The organism is Bradyrhizobium sp. CCH5-F6 (genome assembly GCF_001556045.1).
GTDB lineage: Bacteria > Pseudomonadota > Alphaproteobacteria > Rhizobiales > Xanthobacteraceae > Bradyrhizobium.
The window spans coordinates 1-17,759 of sequence record NZ_LSIC01000196.1; the positions used below are offsets into that span (position 1 = coordinate 1).

The 17,759-nt window shown below is 65.4% G+C and carries 17 protein-coding genes; 8 read left to right on the forward strand and 9 right to left on the reverse strand.

Annotated elements, in window-relative coordinates; all coding sequences use genetic code 11:
* Positions 1-285: 285 nt before the first annotated feature.
* Genes AX729_RS33990 through AX729_RS34000 form a run of 3 tightly spaced genes read right to left on the reverse strand, consistent with a single transcriptional unit; the run spans position 286 to position 3,507 of the window.
* The gene (locus tag AX729_RS33990; RefSeq protein WP_061028627.1) at positions 286-1,482 is read right to left on the reverse strand and encodes an acyl-CoA dehydrogenase family protein; all 1,197 of its coding nucleotides are present in this window, start codon (positions 1,480-1,482) and stop codon (positions 286-288) included.
* 16 nt (positions 1,483-1,498) lie between these two features.
* Positions 1,499-2,647, reverse strand: a complete 1,149-nt coding sequence (locus AX729_RS33995; protein ID WP_061028629.1) for an acyl-CoA dehydrogenase family protein — start codon at positions 2,645-2,647, stop codon at positions 1,499-1,501.
* Positions 2,648-2,652: 5 nt separating this feature from the next.
* A complete protein-coding gene (locus AX729_RS34000) occupies positions 2,653-3,507 on the reverse strand; it encodes an enoyl-CoA hydratase (protein WP_061028631.1) in 855 nt (284 codons plus the stop codon).
* Between the two features lie 207 nt (positions 3,508-3,714).
* On the opposite strand from AX729_RS34000, the gene AX729_RS34005 reads away from it, so the two are divergent.
* From AX729_RS34005 to AX729_RS40825, 6 genes are all read left to right on the forward strand, one after another.
* Entirely contained in the window at positions 3,715-4,323 is a 609-nt protein-coding gene (locus tag AX729_RS34005; RefSeq protein ID WP_061028633.1) for a LemA family protein, read from the forward strand.
* A 132-nt stretch (positions 4,324-4,455) separates the two neighbouring features.
* Complete coding sequence (locus AX729_RS34010) at positions 4,456-5,346, forward strand: TPM domain-containing protein (protein ID WP_061028636.1); 891 nt, start codon at positions 4,456-4,458, stop codon at positions 5,344-5,346.
* 5 nt (positions 5,347-5,351) lie between these two features.
* Entirely contained in the window at positions 5,352-5,849 is a 498-nt protein-coding gene (locus tag AX729_RS34015; protein ID WP_061028638.1) for a TPM domain-containing protein, read from the forward strand.
* A 272-nt stretch (positions 5,850-6,121) separates the two neighbouring features.
* Positions 6,122-7,117 carry a hypothetical protein gene (locus AX729_RS34020; protein WP_061028640.1) on the forward strand — a complete coding sequence of 332 codons (996 nt, stop codon included), beginning with the start codon at positions 6,122-6,124 and terminating at the stop codon, positions 7,115-7,117.
* Positions 7,118-7,209: 92 nt separating this feature from the next.
* On the forward strand, positions 7,210-8,748 hold the full coding sequence (locus tag AX729_RS34025; RefSeq protein WP_061028642.1) for a hypothetical protein: 1,539 nt from the start codon (positions 7,210-7,212) through the stop codon (positions 8,746-8,748).
* 24 nt (positions 8,749-8,772) lie between these two features.
* The gene (locus AX729_RS40825; protein WP_197433742.1) at positions 8,773-8,937 is read left to right on the forward strand and encodes a hypothetical protein; all 165 of its coding nucleotides are present in this window, start codon (positions 8,773-8,775) and stop codon (positions 8,935-8,937) included.
* Between the two features lie 100 nt (positions 8,938-9,037).
* Here AX729_RS40825 and AX729_RS34030 read toward each other — a convergent pair whose 3' ends face one another.
* Positions 9,038-9,685 carry a glutathione S-transferase family protein gene (locus tag AX729_RS34030; RefSeq protein WP_061028643.1) on the reverse strand — a complete coding sequence of 216 codons (648 nt, stop codon included), beginning with the start codon at positions 9,683-9,685 and terminating at the stop codon, positions 9,038-9,040.
* A 90-nt stretch (positions 9,686-9,775) separates the two neighbouring features.
* Between AX729_RS34030 and AX729_RS34035 the strand changes: the two genes are divergently transcribed.
* The gene (locus tag AX729_RS34035) at positions 9,776-10,393 is read left to right on the forward strand and encodes a TetR/AcrR family transcriptional regulator (protein WP_245325492.1); all 618 of its coding nucleotides are present in this window, start codon (positions 9,776-9,778) and stop codon (positions 10,391-10,393) included.
* A gap of 14 nt (positions 10,394-10,407) precedes the next feature.
* Here AX729_RS34035 and AX729_RS34040 read toward each other — a convergent pair whose 3' ends face one another.
* Together AX729_RS34040 and putA are read right to left on the reverse strand one after the other, a co-directional pair.
* Complete coding sequence (locus AX729_RS34040) at positions 10,408-11,613, reverse strand: CaiB/BaiF CoA transferase family protein (protein ID WP_061028647.1); 1,206 nt, start codon at positions 11,611-11,613, stop codon at positions 10,408-10,410.
* Positions 11,614-11,728: 115 nt separating this feature from the next.
* A complete protein-coding gene (gene putA, locus AX729_RS34045; protein WP_061028650.1) occupies positions 11,729-14,728 on the reverse strand; it encodes a bifunctional proline dehydrogenase/L-glutamate gamma-semialdehyde dehydrogenase PutA in 3,000 nt (999 codons plus the stop codon).
* A 114-nt stretch (positions 14,729-14,842) separates the two neighbouring features.
* On the opposite strand from putA, the gene AX729_RS34050 reads away from it, so the two are divergent.
* Positions 14,843-15,304, forward strand: a complete 462-nt coding sequence (locus tag AX729_RS34050) for an Lrp/AsnC ligand binding domain-containing protein (RefSeq protein WP_018317238.1) — start codon at positions 14,843-14,845, stop codon at positions 15,302-15,304.
* 173 nt (positions 15,305-15,477) lie between these two features.
* Here AX729_RS34050 and AX729_RS34055 read toward each other — a convergent pair whose 3' ends face one another.
* The 3 genes from AX729_RS34055 to sorA form a co-directional block, all read right to left on the reverse strand.
* Complete coding sequence (locus tag AX729_RS34055) at positions 15,478-15,678, reverse strand: cold-shock protein (RefSeq protein WP_008563500.1); 201 nt, start codon at positions 15,676-15,678, stop codon at positions 15,478-15,480.
* A gap of 208 nt (positions 15,679-15,886) precedes the next feature.
* Complete coding sequence (gene sorB, locus AX729_RS34060) at positions 15,887-16,195, reverse strand: SorB family sulfite dehydrogenase c-type cytochrome subunit (RefSeq protein WP_061028652.1); 309 nt, start codon at positions 16,193-16,195, stop codon at positions 15,887-15,889.
* An 11-nt stretch (positions 16,196-16,206) separates the two neighbouring features.
* Positions 16,207-17,406: a SorA family sulfite dehydrogenase catalytic subunit gene (gene sorA / locus AX729_RS34065; RefSeq protein WP_061028654.1), complete on the reverse strand. Its 1,200-nt coding sequence runs from the start codon at positions 17,404-17,406 to the stop codon at positions 16,207-16,209.
* Positions 17,407-17,759: the final 353 nt, after the last annotated feature.

Consider the following 17,759-nt stretch of genomic DNA (forward strand, 5'->3'; position numbering starts at 1 on the left):
GCCTTGCGTCACCAACGGCGTCATGGACGCGCTCGCCGAGCTCGGCATCACCCAGCTGAACACGCCGCTGACCCCGCAGAAGATCTGGCAGGCGATCCGGGACGCGAAGGCGGCAGGTTGAGAGAGCGGTGCGTCGCCCGGATGGAGCGCAGCGAGATCCGGGACCGCGCCGTTACCACGACGTCATTGCGAGCGCAGCGAAGCAATCCAGACACCTCTCGGCGTGAGAGATCTGGATTGCTTCGTCGCAAGGGCTCCTCGCAATGACGGAGAGAGACGTAGTCCTCAAATCCCCAGCATCATCTTCGCGATGATGTCGCGCTGGATCTCCGACGTGCCGCCGAAGATCGTGTAGGCGCGGCCGTTGAGATATTCCGGCATCACCGTCAACATCTCCTCGGGAACCGCCGGCTCGTGATTGAGCTTGTAGAGCGGGCGCATCGGCTCGACGGCGAGGGCGTCGTGGCCGATCACGTCGGCCCCCAGCCGCGTCACCGCCTGCCGGATTTCGCTGTTGCGCAGCTTCAGGATCGACGACACCGCGCCGGGATTCTGTCCGGTCTGCAGCGCCGAGAGCACGCGCAGCTCCGTCATCTCCAGCGCGTCGATGTCGACCTCGACCTCGGAGATGCGCGTGGCGATATCGGGGCTGTCGATCGCGCGGCCCGTCAGGTCCGACTCGGCGAGGTCCGCGATGGCCTTCAGCCCCTCGCGCAGCTTGGCCGACGCGATGCCGGAGCCGCGCTCGAACTCGAGCAGATATTTGCCGTAGGTCCAGCCCTTGCCTTCCTCGCCGACGCGGTTGGCCACGGGCACGCGCACGTCGTCGAAGAACACCTGGTTGACCTCGTGGTCGCCGCCGATGGTGAGGATCGGGCGCGTCGTGATGCCCGGCGTCTTCATGTCGATCAGGATGAAGCTGATGCCGTCCTGCTGCCGCGGGCCGTCGCTGGTGCGCACCAGCGCGAACATGCGGTTGGCGTGGTGGGCATGCGTGGTCCAGATCTTGGTGCCGTTGATGATGTAGTCGTCGCCGTCGCGCACCGCGCGGGTCTTCAGCGAGGCGAGATCGGAGCCGGAGCCCGGCTCGGAATAGCCCTGGCACCAATAGTCCTCGCCGGAAAGAATCCGCGGCAAGTAGAAATTTTTCTGCTCCGGTGAGCCGAAGCCGATGATGACGGGCCCGACCATCTTCACGCCCATCACGTTGACATTGGGCACGCCGGCCCGCGCGCATTCGGTCTCGAAGATCCAGCGTTGTGCCGGCGTCCAGTCCGGCCCGCCATATTCGACCGGCCAGCCCGGCGCGCCCCAGCCCTGCTTATGCAGCGCGCGTTGCCAGGCCATGCCGATGTCAGGGTCGGAGAACACCGACGGCGTCAGGGCGGTCGCGCGCTTCATCTCCTCGGTGAGATTCTTCGCAATGAAGCCGCGCACCTCGTCCTGGAAGGCACGCTCCTCGGCATTGAACGAGAGGTCCATGATGCGCTCCTTGGGTTTAGGCCGAGACGGCCCTGCGGCTCAGCTGGGCGTGGCGGCCATAGTGATGCGCGCTGCCGCCGAACAGCGTGTCGAACGCGACGAGCCGTTTGAAATAGGCGCCGACCTCGAGCTCCTCGGTCACGCCCATGCCGCCATGGAGCTGGATCGACTGCTCGCCGACGAAGCGCGCGCATTTGCCGATCTTCGCCTTCGCGCCAGAGGCGGCTCGCGCGCGCTCGGCCGGCGGGCTATCGGCCTTCAGCGCCGCCCGCAGCGCGATCGAGCGGGATTCGTCGACCTGCATCGCCATGTCGGCGAGGCGGTGGCGGATCACCTGGTTGGCGGAGAGCGGCCGGCCGAACTGCTTTCGGATCTTGGTGTATTCCAGCGTCGTGTCCAGCAGCGTCTGCATGATGCCGACGGCTTCCGCCCCCAAAGCTGCCATGGCGCGGTCGACGGCCCATTCGATCGCGGGCAGGGCATCGCTGCCGTCGCCGAGCAGGGCGTCCTCGGGCAGATGCACGTCGCTCAGTTCGATGTTGCAGGCGCGCCCGCCGCCGAGGCGCGCGTAATCGGAGACCGCAAGGCCCGTCGCCGTCGCCGGCACGACGAACAGGCCGATCCGCCCAGAGGGGCCATGATGGTCATGCACGAGCGCGGAGACGATGATCTCGTCGGCGGCATGCCCGTCGAGCACCGCGATCTTCTCGCCGGCCAGCCGCCATCCCTCGGGTGTCTTTCTTGCGCTGGTCGCGACCTGGGCGAGATCGAACCGCGCTGCGCGCTCGGAATGCGCAAAAGCGAGCTTCAGTGATCCGTCCGCCACCTTGGCCAGGCTCGCCTGCTTCTGCTCCGCGCTGCCGCATCTCGCGATCAGCGCCGCCCCGAGCACCACAGTTGCGACATAGGGCTCCGACACCAGCCCGCGGCCGAAGGCTTCCATGAGGATGCCGACATCGACCGCGCCGCCGCCGAGCCCGCCGAACTCCTCGGGAAGCGGCAGCGCCAGCCAGCCGAGCTCGGCGAACTGCTTCCACACCGCCGGGCTGAAGCCGAGCGGATCGTTCGCCATCTTGCGGCGATGATCGGCATCGTAGCTTTCGGCCACGAACCGCTCCGCGCTCTCGCGCAGCAATCTTTGCTCGTCACTGAGATTGAGATCCATCGCGTCTACTCCGCGGCCGCCGGCGGCTTGCGCACGGAGGGATGCAGGCCGGATGGATCGACGATCATGCCGAACTCCTGGAGATTGTGCGCGTGGCAGAGCTGATGGAGCGCAAACGCCTGGTCGATCGCGGCGGGTTGGCCCATGATGTCGACCGAGCGGTTGACGGCCTCCTTGGTCAGCTTCAGGGCAAAGGACGGCTTGGTCGCGATCCGGCGGGCCAGCTCCAGCACACGCGACGACAGTTCGGCGCGGGGCACGACCTGATTGACCATGCCGAGCTGGTGCGCTTCCTGCGCGCTCCAATTGTCGGCGGTGAACAGGAACTCCTTGGCCTTGCGCGGACCGAGCTCCCAGGGATGGACGAACCATTCGACGCCGCAAACGCCCATGGTGACGACGGGGTCGCAGAACTGCGCATCGTCGCTGGCGACGATGAGGTCGCAGGCCCAGGCCAGCATCAGCCCGCCCGCGATGCACTTGCCATGAACCTCGGCGATGGTCGGCTTGGCCAGATTGCGCCAGCGCCGCGTGATCTGGAGATATATTTCCTGCTCGCGCGCAAAACGGCCATGCGCATTGGGCTCGGCAAAGCCACCCCAATTTCCAATCGGTGGAAAATCCGCGCCAGCAGCGTTCTTGCCGCCCGGACGCAGGTCGTGGCCGGACGAGAAGTGCGGGCCGTTGCCGGCGAGGATGATGACCTTGACCGTATCGTCCTGCACGGCCGCGTCGAAGGCGGCGTTGAGATCGTAGGTCATTTGCAGGTTTTGCGCGTTGCGCGCCTCGGGCCGATTCATCACGACCCGGACGATCGCCGGGTCCGGCCGTTCCACGAGGATGGTCTCGAACGAGGACATCGCGTTCCCCCTGGCGTTTCCGCTTATGTTTTGCCGGAGTTGACTATGTCGGCCTGCGATAGGCAAGAGGCTTGCGTCAGCCGGCTGGACGCGCTCATCCGTGCCGTCATTCCGGGGCGCGAAGCGAACCCGGAATGACGGAAGAAATCTGGACACTCGCGAAGGTCCTTCTGGTAGTTTACGCCAGATTCCACCGGGAGAAATTTGATGCGCAAGATCCTGACCGTGCTGGCGGCGCTGGCCTCGCTGAGCCTGACCAATTGCGGCTACAACGCGATCCAGAGCGAGGACGAGCAGATCAAGGCCGCCTGGTCCGAAGTCGTGAACCAGTATCAGCGTCGCGCCGATCTCGTTCCCAATCTCGTCAACTCGGTGAAGGGGTTTGCGCAGCAGGAGAAGGACGTGCTGCTCGGCGTCACCAATGCCCGTGCCAAGGTCGGCAGCATTCAGGCGACGCCCGAGGTGCTGAACGATCCGGCCGCGTTCCAGAAATTCCAGGCCGCCCAGGGCGAGCTGTCGAGCGCACTGTCGCGGCTTCTGGTCGTCACCGAAAATTATCCGCAGCTGAAGTCCGATGCCCTGTTCAAGGACCTGATGTCGCAGCTCGAGGGGACGGAGAACCGCATCACGGTGGCGCGCAACCGCTACATCAAATCGGTGCAGGACTATAACGTCACCATCCGCTCGTTCCCGAGCAACCTCACCGCCATGATGTTCGGCTACAAGGAGAAGCCGAACTTCACGGTCGAGAACGAGAAGGCGATCTCGACCGCGCCGAAGGTGGACTTCAACCCAGCCCCGGCGCCGTCGAAGTAAGCGCGTTCGTCTCGCATGCGCGCCTCGCCCACCGCCGTCATTCCCCGCGAAGGCGGGGAATCCAGTAAGCCGCGGCTTCTCGATTCAAGCACGGCTGCCTCTGGGATACTGGATCGCCCGCTTTCGCGGGCGATGACAGCGAATTTGTTGCGGGCGATGACGGTCATCGCCCTCATCTTCGTCCTGGCGTTCCCCGCCTCCGCCGACGTCGACATACCCGAGCTCACCGGCCGCGTCGTCGACCAGACCGGCACGCTCTCCAGCAGCGACATCGCCGCGCTGTCGCAGAAGCTGCGTGACTTCGAGAACCGCAAGGGCAGTCAGATCGCGGTCCTGATCCTGCCGACCACGCAGCCGGAAACGATCGAGCAATTCTCGATCCGCGTCGCGGAGGCCTGGAAGATCGGCCGCAAGAAGGTCGACGACGGCGCAATCCTCATCGTTGCCAAGAACGACCGGCACTTGCGCATCGAGGTCGGCTATGGCCTCGAAGGCGCGCTGACCGACGTCACGTCGAGGCGCATCATCGACGAGGTCATCACACCGAAATTCAGGACGGGCGATTTTGCCGGCGGCATCTCCGACGGCGTCGATCGGATGATCCGGGTGATTGACGGCGAGCCGCTGCCGGTTCCCTCGCCGACCGTCCATTTCGGCAATCTGGACGACCTCGCGCCGCTCTTCATCGTGACGCTGTTCGTCTCGATCGGGGTCGGCGGGTTCTTCCGGGCCACGCTGGGGCGGCTGCTCGGATCATTGACGACCGGAGGCATCATTGCCGCGCTGACCTGGCTCATTCTCGGCTCCGCCGCGCTCGCCGGCGCTCTCGGAGTCCTCGGCTTCATCATCGGATTTATCGCCGATCTGTTTTCGGCGATAACGCCGGGCACCGGCCGCTCGCGCGGCGGCGGCTCGTGGTCGAGCGGCTCTTCGGGCGGATGGAGCAGCGGATCGTCGAGTAGCGGCGGCTTCAGCGGCGGCGGGGGCAGTTTCGGCGGCGGCGGCGCCTCGGGGAGCTGGTAGCGGTCATGAGCATCAAGCGCATTGCCCGACATCTCGTGCAGCATCATTGGCGCGCGAAGCAGATTTTTCCGACTGACGTGCTCGACCGCATCGAGCAGGCGATCAAACGCGGCGAAGCCAGCCATTCCGGCCAGGTCCGCTTCGTCGTCGAAGGGGCGCTCGACGGCGCGCCGTTGTTCCGCAATCAGCCGGCGCGCGAGCGCGCGCTCGACGTGTTTTCTCAGTTGCGCATCTGGGACACCGCGCAGAACAACGGTGTCCTCATCTATCTCCTGCTCGCCGACCGCGACGTCGAGATCGTCGCCGATCGCGGCATCGATGCGAAGGTCGGTGCCGAAGGGTGGGAGAGCATCTGCCGCGCGATGGAGGCCGAGTTCAGATCGGGTCGGTTCGAGCGCGGCGTGATCGGCGGCATCGAGGCGGTGTCGCGTGAGCTGGCGCGGCATTTCCCGCCGCAAGGGCCGTATTCGAACGAGCTGCCGGACGAGCCGGTGGTGATGTGACGGATTGTGATGTGGGGCTGCAGATGGCGTCCCCTCCGTCGCGATGACGATGTGTAGGCAGCGCGACCGCCCGGCCATTGCGCCGCCGTTCATCTTCCCCCGGTTACAAATTGTTTCACGCCCGCCACGCCGGTTCCATTTTCCCGGCCCAATTCGGCCCCGGATCAAATCCTAAAATTTCGGTAAGCGGGTCCAGAGGTAAGGATTTCGCAAGCTATGAAAGTTACCAAAAGGTCAACCCAGACTGGAGTATTTGAGCCGTGAGCGAACCATTGCCCGAGCAGCCTGCCCAGGATCATGGCGCCGTCGAAGCCGCAGCGATCGCGCCGCAGGCCATCGAGGCTGCTGCGGGGATCGACGCCCCCTCGATCGCCCCCGATCACGAGGCGCCGCCCAAGCCGGATCCGGTCAAGGTCGAGCCGCCGAAGATCGAGCCCACCCGGATCGAGGTGCCGAAATTCGAAGCGAAAGCCGAGCCCAAGCCCGAGTCGAAGCCCGAGCCGAAGCCCGGCAAGCTGATCGTGATGGCGCCCTCGGAGCGGGCGTGGAACGGCTCTTGGGACCGCGAGGACTTCGCCCCGCATGTGAAGGCCGACGAGCCGCGCGAGACCGGCGGCAAGCGCCGCCTGTCTGCGATGGCCGCGGTGGTGGCGATTGCCGCTTGCGTCGGCGCGATCAGCGGCGCGCTTGCGACCGCCGGCGTGATGCGTTTCGCCGCCACGGCCCAGGCGCCGGTGCAGGTCGCCGACACCAGCGCGCTGGATGCTTCGGTCGCGCGGATCGATGCCGACCTCGTTGCACTGAAGGCCAGTGTCGAGCAAGGCGCGAAAACCGGCGTCGGCCAGTTCAACCGGACCAATGACCGCCTCGACAAGCTCGAGAAGGCCCAGGCCGAACCGCTGGCCAAGATCGCAAAACTGTCCGAGACCGTCGACAAGCTCCGCGCCGCGCCGACCGCTGCGCCGGCGCAGGCCGCAGCCGCAGCGGCCAAGGAGACCACCGGCTCGATCGCGCCGACCCAGGTCGCGACAGCCGCGGCCGCACCGGCACCTGTCGCGCCCAAGACCGAGGTTGGGCGTCTGCCGACCATCGAAGGCTGGAGGCTGCGCAATGCCGGCAATGGCGGTGCGCTGATCGAGGGCCGCGACGGGCTTTACGAGGTCTATCCCGGCGATCCCATCCCCGGCGTTGGCCGCGTCGATGCGATCCGCCGTCAGGACGGCCGCTGGGTGGTCGTCACCAGCAGGGGCCTGATCGTGTCTCGCTGAGCGTCCAATATCGACTTTCGAAAAGGCGCTTCACCCCCATGTGAGGCGCCTTTTTGCTTGAATAGGCGTCCCTGCGCGGTGTTACCTGAGGCATGAGCCGCGCGTTGCGAATTCTCATTGCTGTCGCCGCATTGTTGGGCGGCGTCGCTTCGCTATTCGCAGCGGCGACGACTGCGCTGACGCGCGGCACCGCGATCACCGATCCCGATCTCCTGCGCAAGCTCGACCAGAACGATACGCTGACGATCTCGCGTCTGCTCTCGCCGGAGCGAAACGCGGACGTTCCGCTCACGACCGACCTGATGTTCGCGTCGCTGCCGCAGCTGAAAGAAATTCCGCCGGCGATCGATGCGGAATTCGACCGCTATATCGCGCGGTACAAGGCGGCATATCCGACCGAGACCATCGGCGTCGGCGAGGGTTTCGACGTGCAATTGTTCGACCTCGCCAATCTGAAATCGCGCGACACGCGTTTCGTGCTGGCAGGCATCGTCAACCGCATGGACCGCGCCTATGTCTCGGACGAGTCCTGCGGCGAGATCCGGCTGATCTATCGTCTCGCGCGTTTCGACGGCAGGCCGGATGGCGGCAAGACCGCAACGCGTCTGCCGATGACGCTCAACCTCGTGATGAAGGCGCGCGACACGCGCCAGACGGACGGGAATGGCATTCCGGTCACATGCGCTGAGGTCGCCCGGCGCTGGCTAGACAATGGCGACTGGCAAGGCCTGATCGGCAGTCGCGTTCCTCCTTACGACGCCATGCTCGACCGCATCGAAACCAACATCCAGGTCTCGGTCGCGCCGAAATCGCCGCTGCATGATTTCCGCTCCGACTATCTGCTCAAGGTGTTCAAGTACGATTCATCCGCGAAGACGTTCGAGGAATCGACGCTGGAGAACCAGATCGACCGCGACAGGATCCTCGCCGACGATGCGCTCCGGCGCGACTTCAAGGCCTGGCTGCTCGCGCCCGATCATCTTCGCGACTTCGATCGCGGCACCGTGCTGATCCCGGAGAAATTCCTGGCCAGGGCCGCGGTGGTGCCGACCCCCGCCGGCCTCGATGCCTCGGCGTTGCAGCCCGAGTTCGGCATGATGCAAGGTGAGGGAAGAGGCGATGCCGTCTTCACTGACAATGACGTAGTCGGCGCGCTGAAGCAGGCGGCGGCACGCGGCATCGACATGCAAAACGTCCGCTCGGTCGCCGGCTTCCAGCGCCGTCTCAACGACGTCACCTGCGCCGGCTGCCACCAGACCCGCGGCATCGGCGGCTTCCATTTCCCGGGCGTCGACTGGCTTGCCGACAAGCCCTCGAATGCGGCCGTCGTGCCCGCCTCGCCGCATTTCTTCGGCGACCAGCCCCGCCGCCGCGACATCCTGACCGCGTTCGCCGCAGGTAAACGTCCTGATTTCTCACGCGGATTTTCCAGCCGGCCGCAAACCCGCGGCAGCCGCGAGCTCGGCGGCACGGAATATCAGGACGGCTGGGGCGCGCATTGTTCCCTGCAAGATGCGGGATCGGGAACGCCGGATAAGAGTTTTACGTCATGGAGCTGTGCTAAAGGTCTCACCTGTCAGGCTGCGGCGGCCTCGAACCGCATCGGCATGTGCTTCATCAAGACGCGCTAGGCCAACAAGCGATTTGGATGACCCATGACGAATACGAGCGAAGCCAACAAGGAGCGCAATCGCGAGATCGCGCGCAACGAGGAAGCCAAGCAGGTCGCCGGCAGCGTTCGCGTCAGCACCTGGGCGATCGCCATGGCCGTCATGGTCGGCGGCATCCTGGTCACGCTCGGCTGGCTGGCGCTGAGATAGTCTCCGCTTCACCTCGCCCCGCTTGCGGGGAGAAGCCGGATCGCTCTTGCGATCCGGGCCCCTCCCCGTAAAACGGGGAGGGGGAGAAAAGCGCGCACGCTCACTTCGCGTAATTCGTCATCCGCTTGCCCGGCAGCAGCTCATAGGCTGGCTTCCAACCCGGCAGCGCGGCCATGCGGCCGAGCCAGGCGTGGATGGCCGGATGGCTCACCGCGAAATCGAAGCCGTGCTCGTCGCTCGGATAGTGCAGATAGGCCATCATCGAGATGTCGGCGACCGTCGGCTTCGCGCCGATCGCGAAGGCGTTGTGCTGGAGATGCCCGTCGAGGATACCGAGGAAGTCCTCGAGCCGCCGGCGAAAATGCTTCAGAACCTGCGGATCGTTTGTCTCTGTGAAGGCGCGCATGAAGCGATAGGTCGCCATGTAGCCGGTGAGCTTGTGGTTGTCCCAGAACAGCCAGCGCAGCAGCTCGAATTTCTCGTCCTCTGTTTCGGCGCCAAAACGCCGGTACTGATCAGCCAGCTTGAGCAGGAGCGGCGCCGTCTGCGTCATCTTCACGCCGTCGACCTCGAGCACGGGAATCTCGCCCATCTCGTTCACGGCCTTTCGCCATTCCGCCGTGCGCGTGACACCGCCGCCGAAATCGGTCCACACCGGCTCGAACGTCTCGCCGCAGAGCGTCAGCATCAGCGCCAGCTTGTAGCTGTTGCCTGACTCGGGGAAATAGTGGAGGCGGTAGCTGGGCATTGAACGCTCCTTGCCTTCGGGGGCCTGGGCCACGATATTACATATGATCCGCGTAACAGAACATTTGTTCTGTCGCGGGTCAAGAGCTGGATGCTGGGCCGGATGAGCAGGGATTCAAAAACTTCAAAAACAGAGTCGGGCGAGCGCGAGCGACCCCTGATGCAGGCAACGCTGCGCATCATCGGGCGACATGGACTCGACGGCGTGACCCACCGGGCGATCGCGGCCGAGGCCGGGGTTTCGCTCGGTGCGGTCACGCATCATTTCGGAACCCGCGATGCGCTGGTTGAGGCGGCCCTGCAGTTCGCTCTGGCGCGCGAAGTCGGCAGGCTGCGTGCGTTGGCTCTCAGCCTTCAGGACAAGGTGTTCGAGGTGGAGGCCTGGATCGACGCGCTGGTCGATTTCTACGTCCGCGAGCTCGGCACAGAAGCCGAGACGCATATCGCCTGCTATGAGGCCTTCCTGGCCGCCGCGAGGCAAGAGCACTATCGGCCCGTGGTCGCCGAGTGGTTTGACACGTGGCGGCAGAGTGCGGAGCTTGTGCTGAAAGCTGCGAAGTCACCAAACCCACGCCGCCACGCCGAGTTGTTCGTCTCGGCGCTGATTGGCTTGCTCTTTCGCCAACTCGCCGCGCCCAGAGCCGGCTTCCGCCGTGAGGCGAAGGCGGAGCTGTTGGAGCTGGTGGGCGGCTTGATCGCGCGGAAGTAACGCCGGCGCGCCGCCTATCCCACCGCCCCGTTCGACCGCAGCTGCTTGATCGCCGCCTCGTCGTATCCCGCCCCGCGCAGAATCTCGTCACTGTGCTCGCCGACGGCGGGCGGCTTGCGCGGCTGCACCTTCTTCGCGCCATCGATCCAGATCGGGCTGTTGATGGTCAGCATGGTGTCGTTCTCGAACGGCACCAGCACCTCGTTGTCGAGCATCTGCTTGTCGTTCGGGATGTCGTCGAGAATGGCGACGACGCCGAACACGAGGCCGCTGCCGTCGAGGATTTTCCGCCATTCGGCGAGATCCTTGGTCGCAAAGGTCTCGTCCAGGATCTTGATCAGCTCGACCGAGCGGGCGTGACGGTCGGCCTTGGTGGCGAAGCGGGGATCGTCGATCAGATCCTCGCGGCCGAGGCAGCGGGCCAGCGTCGGAAACTGCTTCTCCTCGCTCAGCAGCGACAGGATCAGCCAGCGGCCGTCCTTGCACTGGTAGTGGTTGGCGACCGCGTTCAGCGCGCGCTCGCGCGGCCGCCGCTCGCCGAACTTGGCGCCGCACAGCTTTGCCTGCGCCAGCACGCTCGCCGCCCACACCCCGTTCGCCATCAAATTGGAGGCGACATGCGAGCCCTTGCCGGTCTTCTCGCGCTGATAGAGCGCGGTGACGATGGCGCCGTAGAACGCCATGGCGCAAGGATGGTCGCCCATGCCGGCGACCGAACGGGCCGGCGTCGTGTCGGTGTCGGCGCGGACGAGGTCCATCAGGCCGGAGCGGGCCCAATAGGCGTTGCTGTCGAAACCGGGCTTGTTGGCTTCCTCGCCCTTCTCGCCATAGCCGGTGAAGGAGGCATAGATCAGCCGGTCGTTCAGATGGGCGAGGTGATCATAGGTGATGCCGAGCTTGGCGCGCACAGGCGGCGGCATGTTGGTGATGAAGACGTCGGCCTCCGCCACCAGCTTGTACAGCACGGCCTGCGCCTCCGGCTTGGCGAGGTCGAGCGCGATGCTCTTCTTGTTGCGGGCTTCCAGCAGCCAGGCGAAATTGTGCTCGCCGGTCGGATAGCCCGGCAGGTTGGGCAGATTGCGGTAGGGATCGCCGGCCCCGGGCGGCTCGATCTTGATGACGTCGGCGCCGAAATCAGACAGCACGGTCGCGGCCGCGGGCGCTGCGATGAAGCTCGCGCAGTCCAGAACCTTCAGCCCCGCAAAAATGCCCTTGTCCATCGCGGCGTTGCTCCCTCGCTCTTGTCGTTTCCCGCACGCTGGAATTGGCGCGGGCTCATCATGGGAGCATTAGACCTATGTTTCCGCGGGATGCAACGGCGCCAGGCGCAGGGCTTTACGCCTCCCCCGCAAGCAATGCAGCGTTGCCGCCGGCCGCGGCGGTGTTGATCGTCACGGTCTGCTCGGTCGCGAAGCGCGACAGATAGTGCGGGCCGCCGGCCTTGGGACCGGTTCCGGACAGGCCATTTCCGCCGAAGGGCTGAACGCCGACCACGGCGCCGATCATGTTGCGGTTGACATAGATGTTGCCGACCTGAGCCCGATCGATGATCGCCTCGACCGTATCGTCGATGCGGGAATGAATGCCGAGGGTGAGGCCGTAGCCGGTGCGCTCGATCGCTTGCAGCACGCGCGCGAGGTTTTCGGCGCGATAGCGGACGACATGGAGGATGGGGCCGAACACCTCCTCGGTGAGCTGACCGGCCTCCTCGAGCTCGAAGATGTGCGGGGCGACGAAGCAGCCCTCCGGCGCGTGGCCTGCAAAGTGCAGCCGCGCCTCGCGCTTCATCCGCGCGATATGCGCATCGAGGCGCTGCTTGGCCTCCTCGTCGATGACAGGCCCGACATGGGTCGCGACATCGGAGGGATCGCCGATCTTCAACTCGCGCGCAGCGCCCGCGATCATCTCGATCATGCGATCGGCGACATCCTCCTGCACGAACAGCAGCCGCAGCGCCGAGCAGCGCTGGCCGGCGGACCGGAAGGCCGAGGTCACGACGTCGTCGGCGACCTGCTCGGGCAGCGCGGTGGCATCCGCGATCATCGCGTTGATGCCGCCGGTCTCCGCGATCATCGGCACGATCGGTCCGTCCTTGGCGGCGAGAGTCCGGTTGATCAAGCGTGCCACCTCGGTCGAGCCGGTGAAGACGACGCCCGCGATGTCAGGGTGCGCGGTCAGCACGGCCCCGATGCGGCCATCGCCGGTGACGAGGTGCAGCGCACCCTTGGGGATGCCGGCCTCATGCAGCAGGGCGACGGCCTCGCGCGCGATGCGCGGCGTCTGCTCGGCGGGCTTTGCGACCACGCTGTTGCCGGCCATCAGCGCGGCCGTAACCTGTCCCAGGAAGATCGCCAGCGGGAAATTCCATGGCGAGATCGCGACGAAGACGCCGCGGCCGCGCAGGGCGAGTGCGTTGCTCTCGCCGGTCGGCCCCGGCATGGCAGTCTCGCTGCCGAACAGTTTTCGCCCCTGCGCTGCGTAGTAGCGGCAGAAGTCGGCGGCCTCGCGCAGCTCGGAGAGCGCATCGTCGAGCGTCTTGCCGCCCTCGGCTTGCAGCAGCGCGATGAAGTGAGCGCCGCGGCTCTCCAGCAAATGCGCGGCCTGCTCCAACGCCGCCGCGCGCGCAGCTGCCGGTGTGCGGCTCCAGGCGGCAAAGCCGGCGCGCGCAGCGGCCACTGCAGCGTCGGCCTGATCCGGCGAGGCATCGGCGATTGGTTTGAGCTCGGTCGCCTCGCCTCTCACGTCGGCCAGCAACCGGTCGAGCGCGGCGCGTTCGCCGAATTCGACGCCGCGCGAATTGCGCCGCTCCGGCGCGAACAGATCGCGGGGGAGGGGGATCCTTGCATGGGCTGCCGCTTGCGGCCGGCCGATGGCATCGGCGGGGCGCTGCAACAGCGCCGAAACCGGCACGCGATAGTCGGCGGCCTGCGCCACGAAGGACGAGTTCGCGCCGTTCTCGAGCAGCCGCCGCACGAGATAGGCAAGCAGATCACGATGGCTGCCGACCGGCGCATAGGTGCGGTAGGCGATGTCCGGGTGATCTTTTGCCAGCTGCTCGTACAGCGCCTCGCCCATGCCGTGCAGGCGCTGGAACTCGAAGCCGCCGCTGCCCGCGGCCAGCTCCAGCACGGTCGCGACCGTCAGCGCGTTGTGGGTGGCGAATTGCGGGAAGATGCGCGGCCGCAAGGCCAGCAGCTTCGTCGCGCAGGCGACGTAGTTCAGGTCCGTCATCGCCTTGCGCGTGAACACGGGATAGCCGTCGAGCCCACGCTCCTGGGCGCGCTTGATCTCGGTGTCCCAATAGGCGCCCTTGACCAGCCGCACCATCAGCTTGCGGTCATGCGCGCGGGCGAGTTCGTCGACATAGTCGATCACCGCGCCAGCGCGCTTCTGATAGGCCTGGATGGCAAGGCCAAATCCGCCCCAGCCTTCGAGCGAGGGATCGGCGAACGTCGCCGCGATCACGTCGAGCGACAGTTCCAGCCGGTCGGCTTCTTCGGCGTCGACGGTGAAGTTGAGGTCATGGGCCTGGGCGCGCCGGGCGAGGTCCAGCAGCAGCGGCACCAGTTCGGCCATCACGCGCTCGCGGCTGATCGCCTCGAAGCGCGGATGCAGCGCCGAAAGCTTGACCGAGATGCCCGGCCGATCGGGCAGGGGATGGTCGCCGGCCGCCTTGCCGATCGTCTCAATGGCGCTGGCATAGGCGTCGAAATAGCGCTTCGCGTCCGCCGCGGTGCGCGCGCCTTCGCCGAGCATGTCGAAGGAATAGCGCGGCTTCTGGCCGGAGCGCGGCCGGCCCCGCTCCAGCGCCTGCTCGATGGTCTCGCCCAGCACGAAATGATTGCCCATCAGCCGCATCGCCTGGCGCGTTGCGGTGCGCACGGCCGGCGCGCCGAGCCGCTTCACCAGCCGGCCGATGGTGCCGTCGGGCGTCTCGCCCGGCTGAATCACCCGTGCCGACAGGCCAAGCGCCCAGGCCGAGGCATTGACCAGGAAAGCGGTGGACTTCGTCTCATGATGGATGAAGTCGCCCTCGCCGAGCTTGTCCTCGATGAATTGGTCCGCGGTGCGCGCGTCCGGCACGCGCAGCAGCGCCTCGGCCAGCACCATCAGCGCCAGCCCTTCCTTGGTCGAGAGCGCGAACTCCCGCAGCATGTCCTCGACCCCGCCGAGCCGGTCGTCGCGTTTGCGGATCGCCTCGATCAGCCGCGTCGCGCTGCGGTCGATCCGCGCCTCCTGCGGCGGGGACAGATGCGACGCCTGCAAGAGGCGCACAGCGATCTCGGTGTCGTCGGGTGCGTAAGGAGCGGAGAAGGGAGGCGGGGTGTCAGGCATGGCGTGTCCTGTGGCTGAGCTACAGGATAAAGCCCATGTCACCGTAGTTCGATAGACAAATTGGCTGAACTGCCTTATGAAATGAAGATATCATGTCATTTGGCCGTATATAATATGGAACTTGATCGAATCGACCGCAAGATCCTTTCCATTTTGCAGGAGGATGGGCGTATTGCCAATGTCGAGCTCGCCGAGCGCATCGGGCTGTCGCCGACGTCGATCGGCGAGCGGCTGAAGCGCTTGCAGCGCGAGGGATTTGTCGAAGGCTATGGTGCGCGGCTCAATCCGCACCGGCTTGGCCTCGGGCTGTTGGTGTTCGTCGAGGTGCTGCTCGACAAGACCACGCCCGACAATTTCGAGCGTTTCGCGCGCGCGGTGAAACTCGCGCCCGAGGTGCTGGAGTGTCACATGGTTGCCGGCGGCTTCGACTATCTTGTGAAGGCGCGGCTGGCGGACATGGCCGCCTATCGACGCTTTCTCGGCGAAACCTTGCTGTCGATGCCGGGCGTGCGCGAGACGCGGACCTATGCGGTGATGGAGGAGATCAAGCGCGACGCACCGTTGCCGGTGGGCTGACGACATGCCGTCGCGATTGTCATTGCTGTGGCGTCGAATGAGCGGTCTTCACAGGAAAAAATAGCTATCCCCGTGCAATCGCAACGCCTGTCGTCGAATGCACTGGCCGTCTTCTGAAATTTTTTGGCCCCGCTCCCGGATTGATCCGGGAGGCAGCAAAGGCTGGCGCGGGCTTATACTTTGAGGTTCTCTGCGGAGGTCTTGCCCCGGTTTGCGATCTCTTCGTATTCCACCGTCTGTCCCTCGTTGAGGGTGGACAGACCGGCTTTCTGCACTGCCGAGATATGCACGAACACATCCTTGCCACCCGACGCAGGCTGGATAAATCCATAACCCTTCGTCGGGTTGAACCACTTGACCGTACCTTTAGCCATCACGACTTCTCCGCGGGTCTTCCTCCGAGATCTCGAACCGCCAGTCCCCGCCAACCGGCCGGTTCGGTCCTAACAGGATACGCGGAATGTGTCAGGCTTGGTAGCTCAAACCACATCGGCATTTCGGCGAATCCCGCTCAACTTCGCAGCGTTCTTGCCGGTTTTGCCCGTTTCGCGGTCAGTTGACCGGCACGCCGTGTGCCATCCGTCAATAAGTCGCGGCCAGATAATCGACGATCTTGCCGACATCGGCATCGTCGATCGGTGCGCCATAGACCTTGATCATCTTGGTCACCTCGGCCTGCCAGAAGCCCTTCTTGTCCTTCATCGGCGGCTGCGTGGCGATGTAGTCGGCCGAGTGGCAGGCGCTGCAATTGCCCTGCACGACCTCGAGATTGGGGCCGGGCTTGAAGGCGGCGACCTCATCGGGGGTCTTGTAATTGACCGGTGCCGCAAGTGCCGAGCCCACAGCGGCGGCCAGCGCAAGAGCCATGGCGGAGAGAACGGTACGCTGCATGATCACCCCCTTCAGGCCACGGTCACGCGGACGGTTTCGACGACGTTGCGCAGATAACCCGCCGGGTTCCAGCGCGGCGTGTCGGGCTGGGTCTCGCCGCCATTGCCGGTGGCGCGGACCTTGAGCTCGTGGCTACCCGCCGCAAGCTTCACCGGCAGCTTCCATTCGCGGAACGAGTATTTGCCGAGATCCTTGCCGAGCTTGGCACTCGTCCAGGTCTTGCCGCCATCGGTGGAGACCTGGACCTCCTTGATGCCCTTGCCGCCGTCGAAGGCGATGCCGCGCAGCGTCGTGGCGCCTGCCTTCAGCTTCGCGCCGTCGGGCACGCTGGTGATGAAGGAGCGGATGGTGAAGCGGTTGATCGGGATCGTCGCCTTTGGCGCGGTGCCCGGCTCGATCGCATTGTTGGGCGTATCGGGAATGCGGTAGGCCGACTTCATCCAGAAGCCGTCATAGACATTGTCGATGACGGTGATCTCGTTGAGGTGCTTGACCCAGTAGGTGCCGTAATGGCCGGGCACGATCAGTCGCAGCGGAAAGCCGTTGAGGAACGGAAGATCCTCGCCGTTCATGCCATAGGCCAGCATCACCTCGCCGTCGGTGGCGTGATCGATGTCGAGCGCCTTGACGAAGTCTGGCGTCTTGTCGCTGACGGGGCCGTCCATGCCGTTGAAGGTGACCTGCTTGGCGCCGGCCTGCACGCCCGCCATCTGCAGCACGGGCTTCAGCGGCACGCCGCGCCAGCGCGCATTGCCCATGGCGCCGTTGGCGAGCTGGCCGCCGGCGACGCGCGGCTCGACGAAGCCGCGGCTGTTGCCGGAGCACTGATTGACGGCGACGATCTCCGTCGCCTTCATCTTCCTGATGTCCTTGAGCGAAAGCTTCAGCGGCTTGTCGACCTTGCCCTTGACCTCCAGCGTGAACTTGTCGGGATCGAGATCGTAGGGCAGGTCGGAGAGGTGATAGCGCACGAAGAATGCGTTGTTGGGCGTGATCGGGCCGTCGTTGAACACCGCAAACGGTGTCTCGAGCTGTGGCGGCCGGCTGGTCAGGCCGATCATCGGCCGCTTCTGCGGATATTTCACCAGCGGTCGCTCGCCATTGGCGAAGGGCAGCGTGACGGTGTCGAGCGCCGCCGCCCTGGTGGTGTTCAGTGTAGCCGCAAGGGCGGCAAGACCCGCTCCTTTGAGCAGGTCGCGTCGGTCGAGCATTCTGGTCTCCTCCCGGAGCTTTTCGTCGGATCGCGGTCATCACCGCGAGACCTGCGCTCATCTGTCGCAATGATCCGGCTGAAGTCAATTCGTGCTTTCGCAGCCAGCCCATGCCGCTGCGTTGCAGCACAGCGGTGTTGCGCGGCGATGAAATTGAATTGTAACCGCAACGACGGTGCGCTCCCTCGCCCCGCTTGCGGGGAGAGGGTTGGGGTGAGGGGGGAGTCTCGCCGGCGGCGGTGAGAGTTGGACTCGTGGAGACTCCCCCTCACCCGGAATCCGCGCTACGCGCGAATTCCGACCTCTCCCCGCAAGCGGCAGGGCTATCGCATATGAGAGATTTTCCCTGCGGC

Coding starts and splice junctions, on each gene's coding strand:
- AX729_RS33990 (WP_061028627.1), bottom strand. CDS start 1,482: ATGGACCTCTCGTTCAATGCCGAGGAGCGTGCCTTCCAGGACGAGGTG.
- AX729_RS33995 (WP_061028629.1), bottom strand. CDS start 2,647: ATGGATCTCAATCTCAGTGACGAGCAAAGATTGCTGCGCGAGAGCGCG.
- AX729_RS34000 (WP_061028631.1), bottom strand. CDS start 3,507: ATGTCCTCGTTCGAGACCATCCTCGTGGAACGGCCGGACCCGGCGATC.
- AX729_RS34005 (WP_061028633.1), top strand. CDS start 3,715: ATGCGCAAGATCCTGACCGTGCTGGCGGCGCTGGCCTCGCTGAGCCTG.
- AX729_RS34010 (WP_061028636.1), top strand. CDS start 4,456: ATGACAGCGAATTTGTTGCGGGCGATGACGGTCATCGCCCTCATCTTC.
- AX729_RS34015 (WP_061028638.1), top strand. CDS start 5,352: ATGAGCATCAAGCGCATTGCCCGACATCTCGTGCAGCATCATTGGCGC.
- AX729_RS34025 (WP_061028642.1), top strand. CDS start 7,210: ATGAGCCGCGCGTTGCGAATTCTCATTGCTGTCGCCGCATTGTTGGGC.
- AX729_RS40825 (WP_197433742.1), top strand. CDS start 8,773: ATGACGAATACGAGCGAAGCCAACAAGGAGCGCAATCGCGAGATCGCG.
- AX729_RS34030 (WP_061028643.1), bottom strand. CDS start 9,685: ATGCCCAGCTACCGCCTCCACTATTTCCCCGAGTCAGGCAACAGCTAC.
- AX729_RS34035 (WP_245325492.1), top strand. CDS start 9,776: ATGCTGGGCCGGATGAGCAGGGATTCAAAAACTTCAAAAACAGAGTCG.
- AX729_RS34040 (WP_061028647.1), bottom strand. CDS start 11,613: ATGGACAAGGGCATTTTTGCGGGGCTGAAGGTTCTGGACTGCGCGAGC.
- putA (WP_061028650.1), bottom strand. CDS start 14,728: ATGCCTGACACCCCGCCTCCCTTCTCCGCTCCTTACGCACCCGACGAC.
- AX729_RS34050 (WP_018317238.1), top strand. CDS start 14,843: ATGGAACTTGATCGAATCGACCGCAAGATCCTTTCCATTTTGCAGGAG.
- AX729_RS34055 (WP_008563500.1), bottom strand. CDS start 15,678: ATGGCTAAAGGTACGGTCAAGTGGTTCAACCCGACGAAGGGTTATGGA.
- sorB (WP_061028652.1), bottom strand. CDS start 16,195: ATGCAGCGTACCGTTCTCTCCGCCATGGCTCTTGCGCTGGCCGCCGCT.
- sorA (WP_061028654.1), bottom strand. CDS start 17,406: ATGCTCGACCGACGCGACCTGCTCAAAGGAGCGGGTCTTGCCGCCCTT.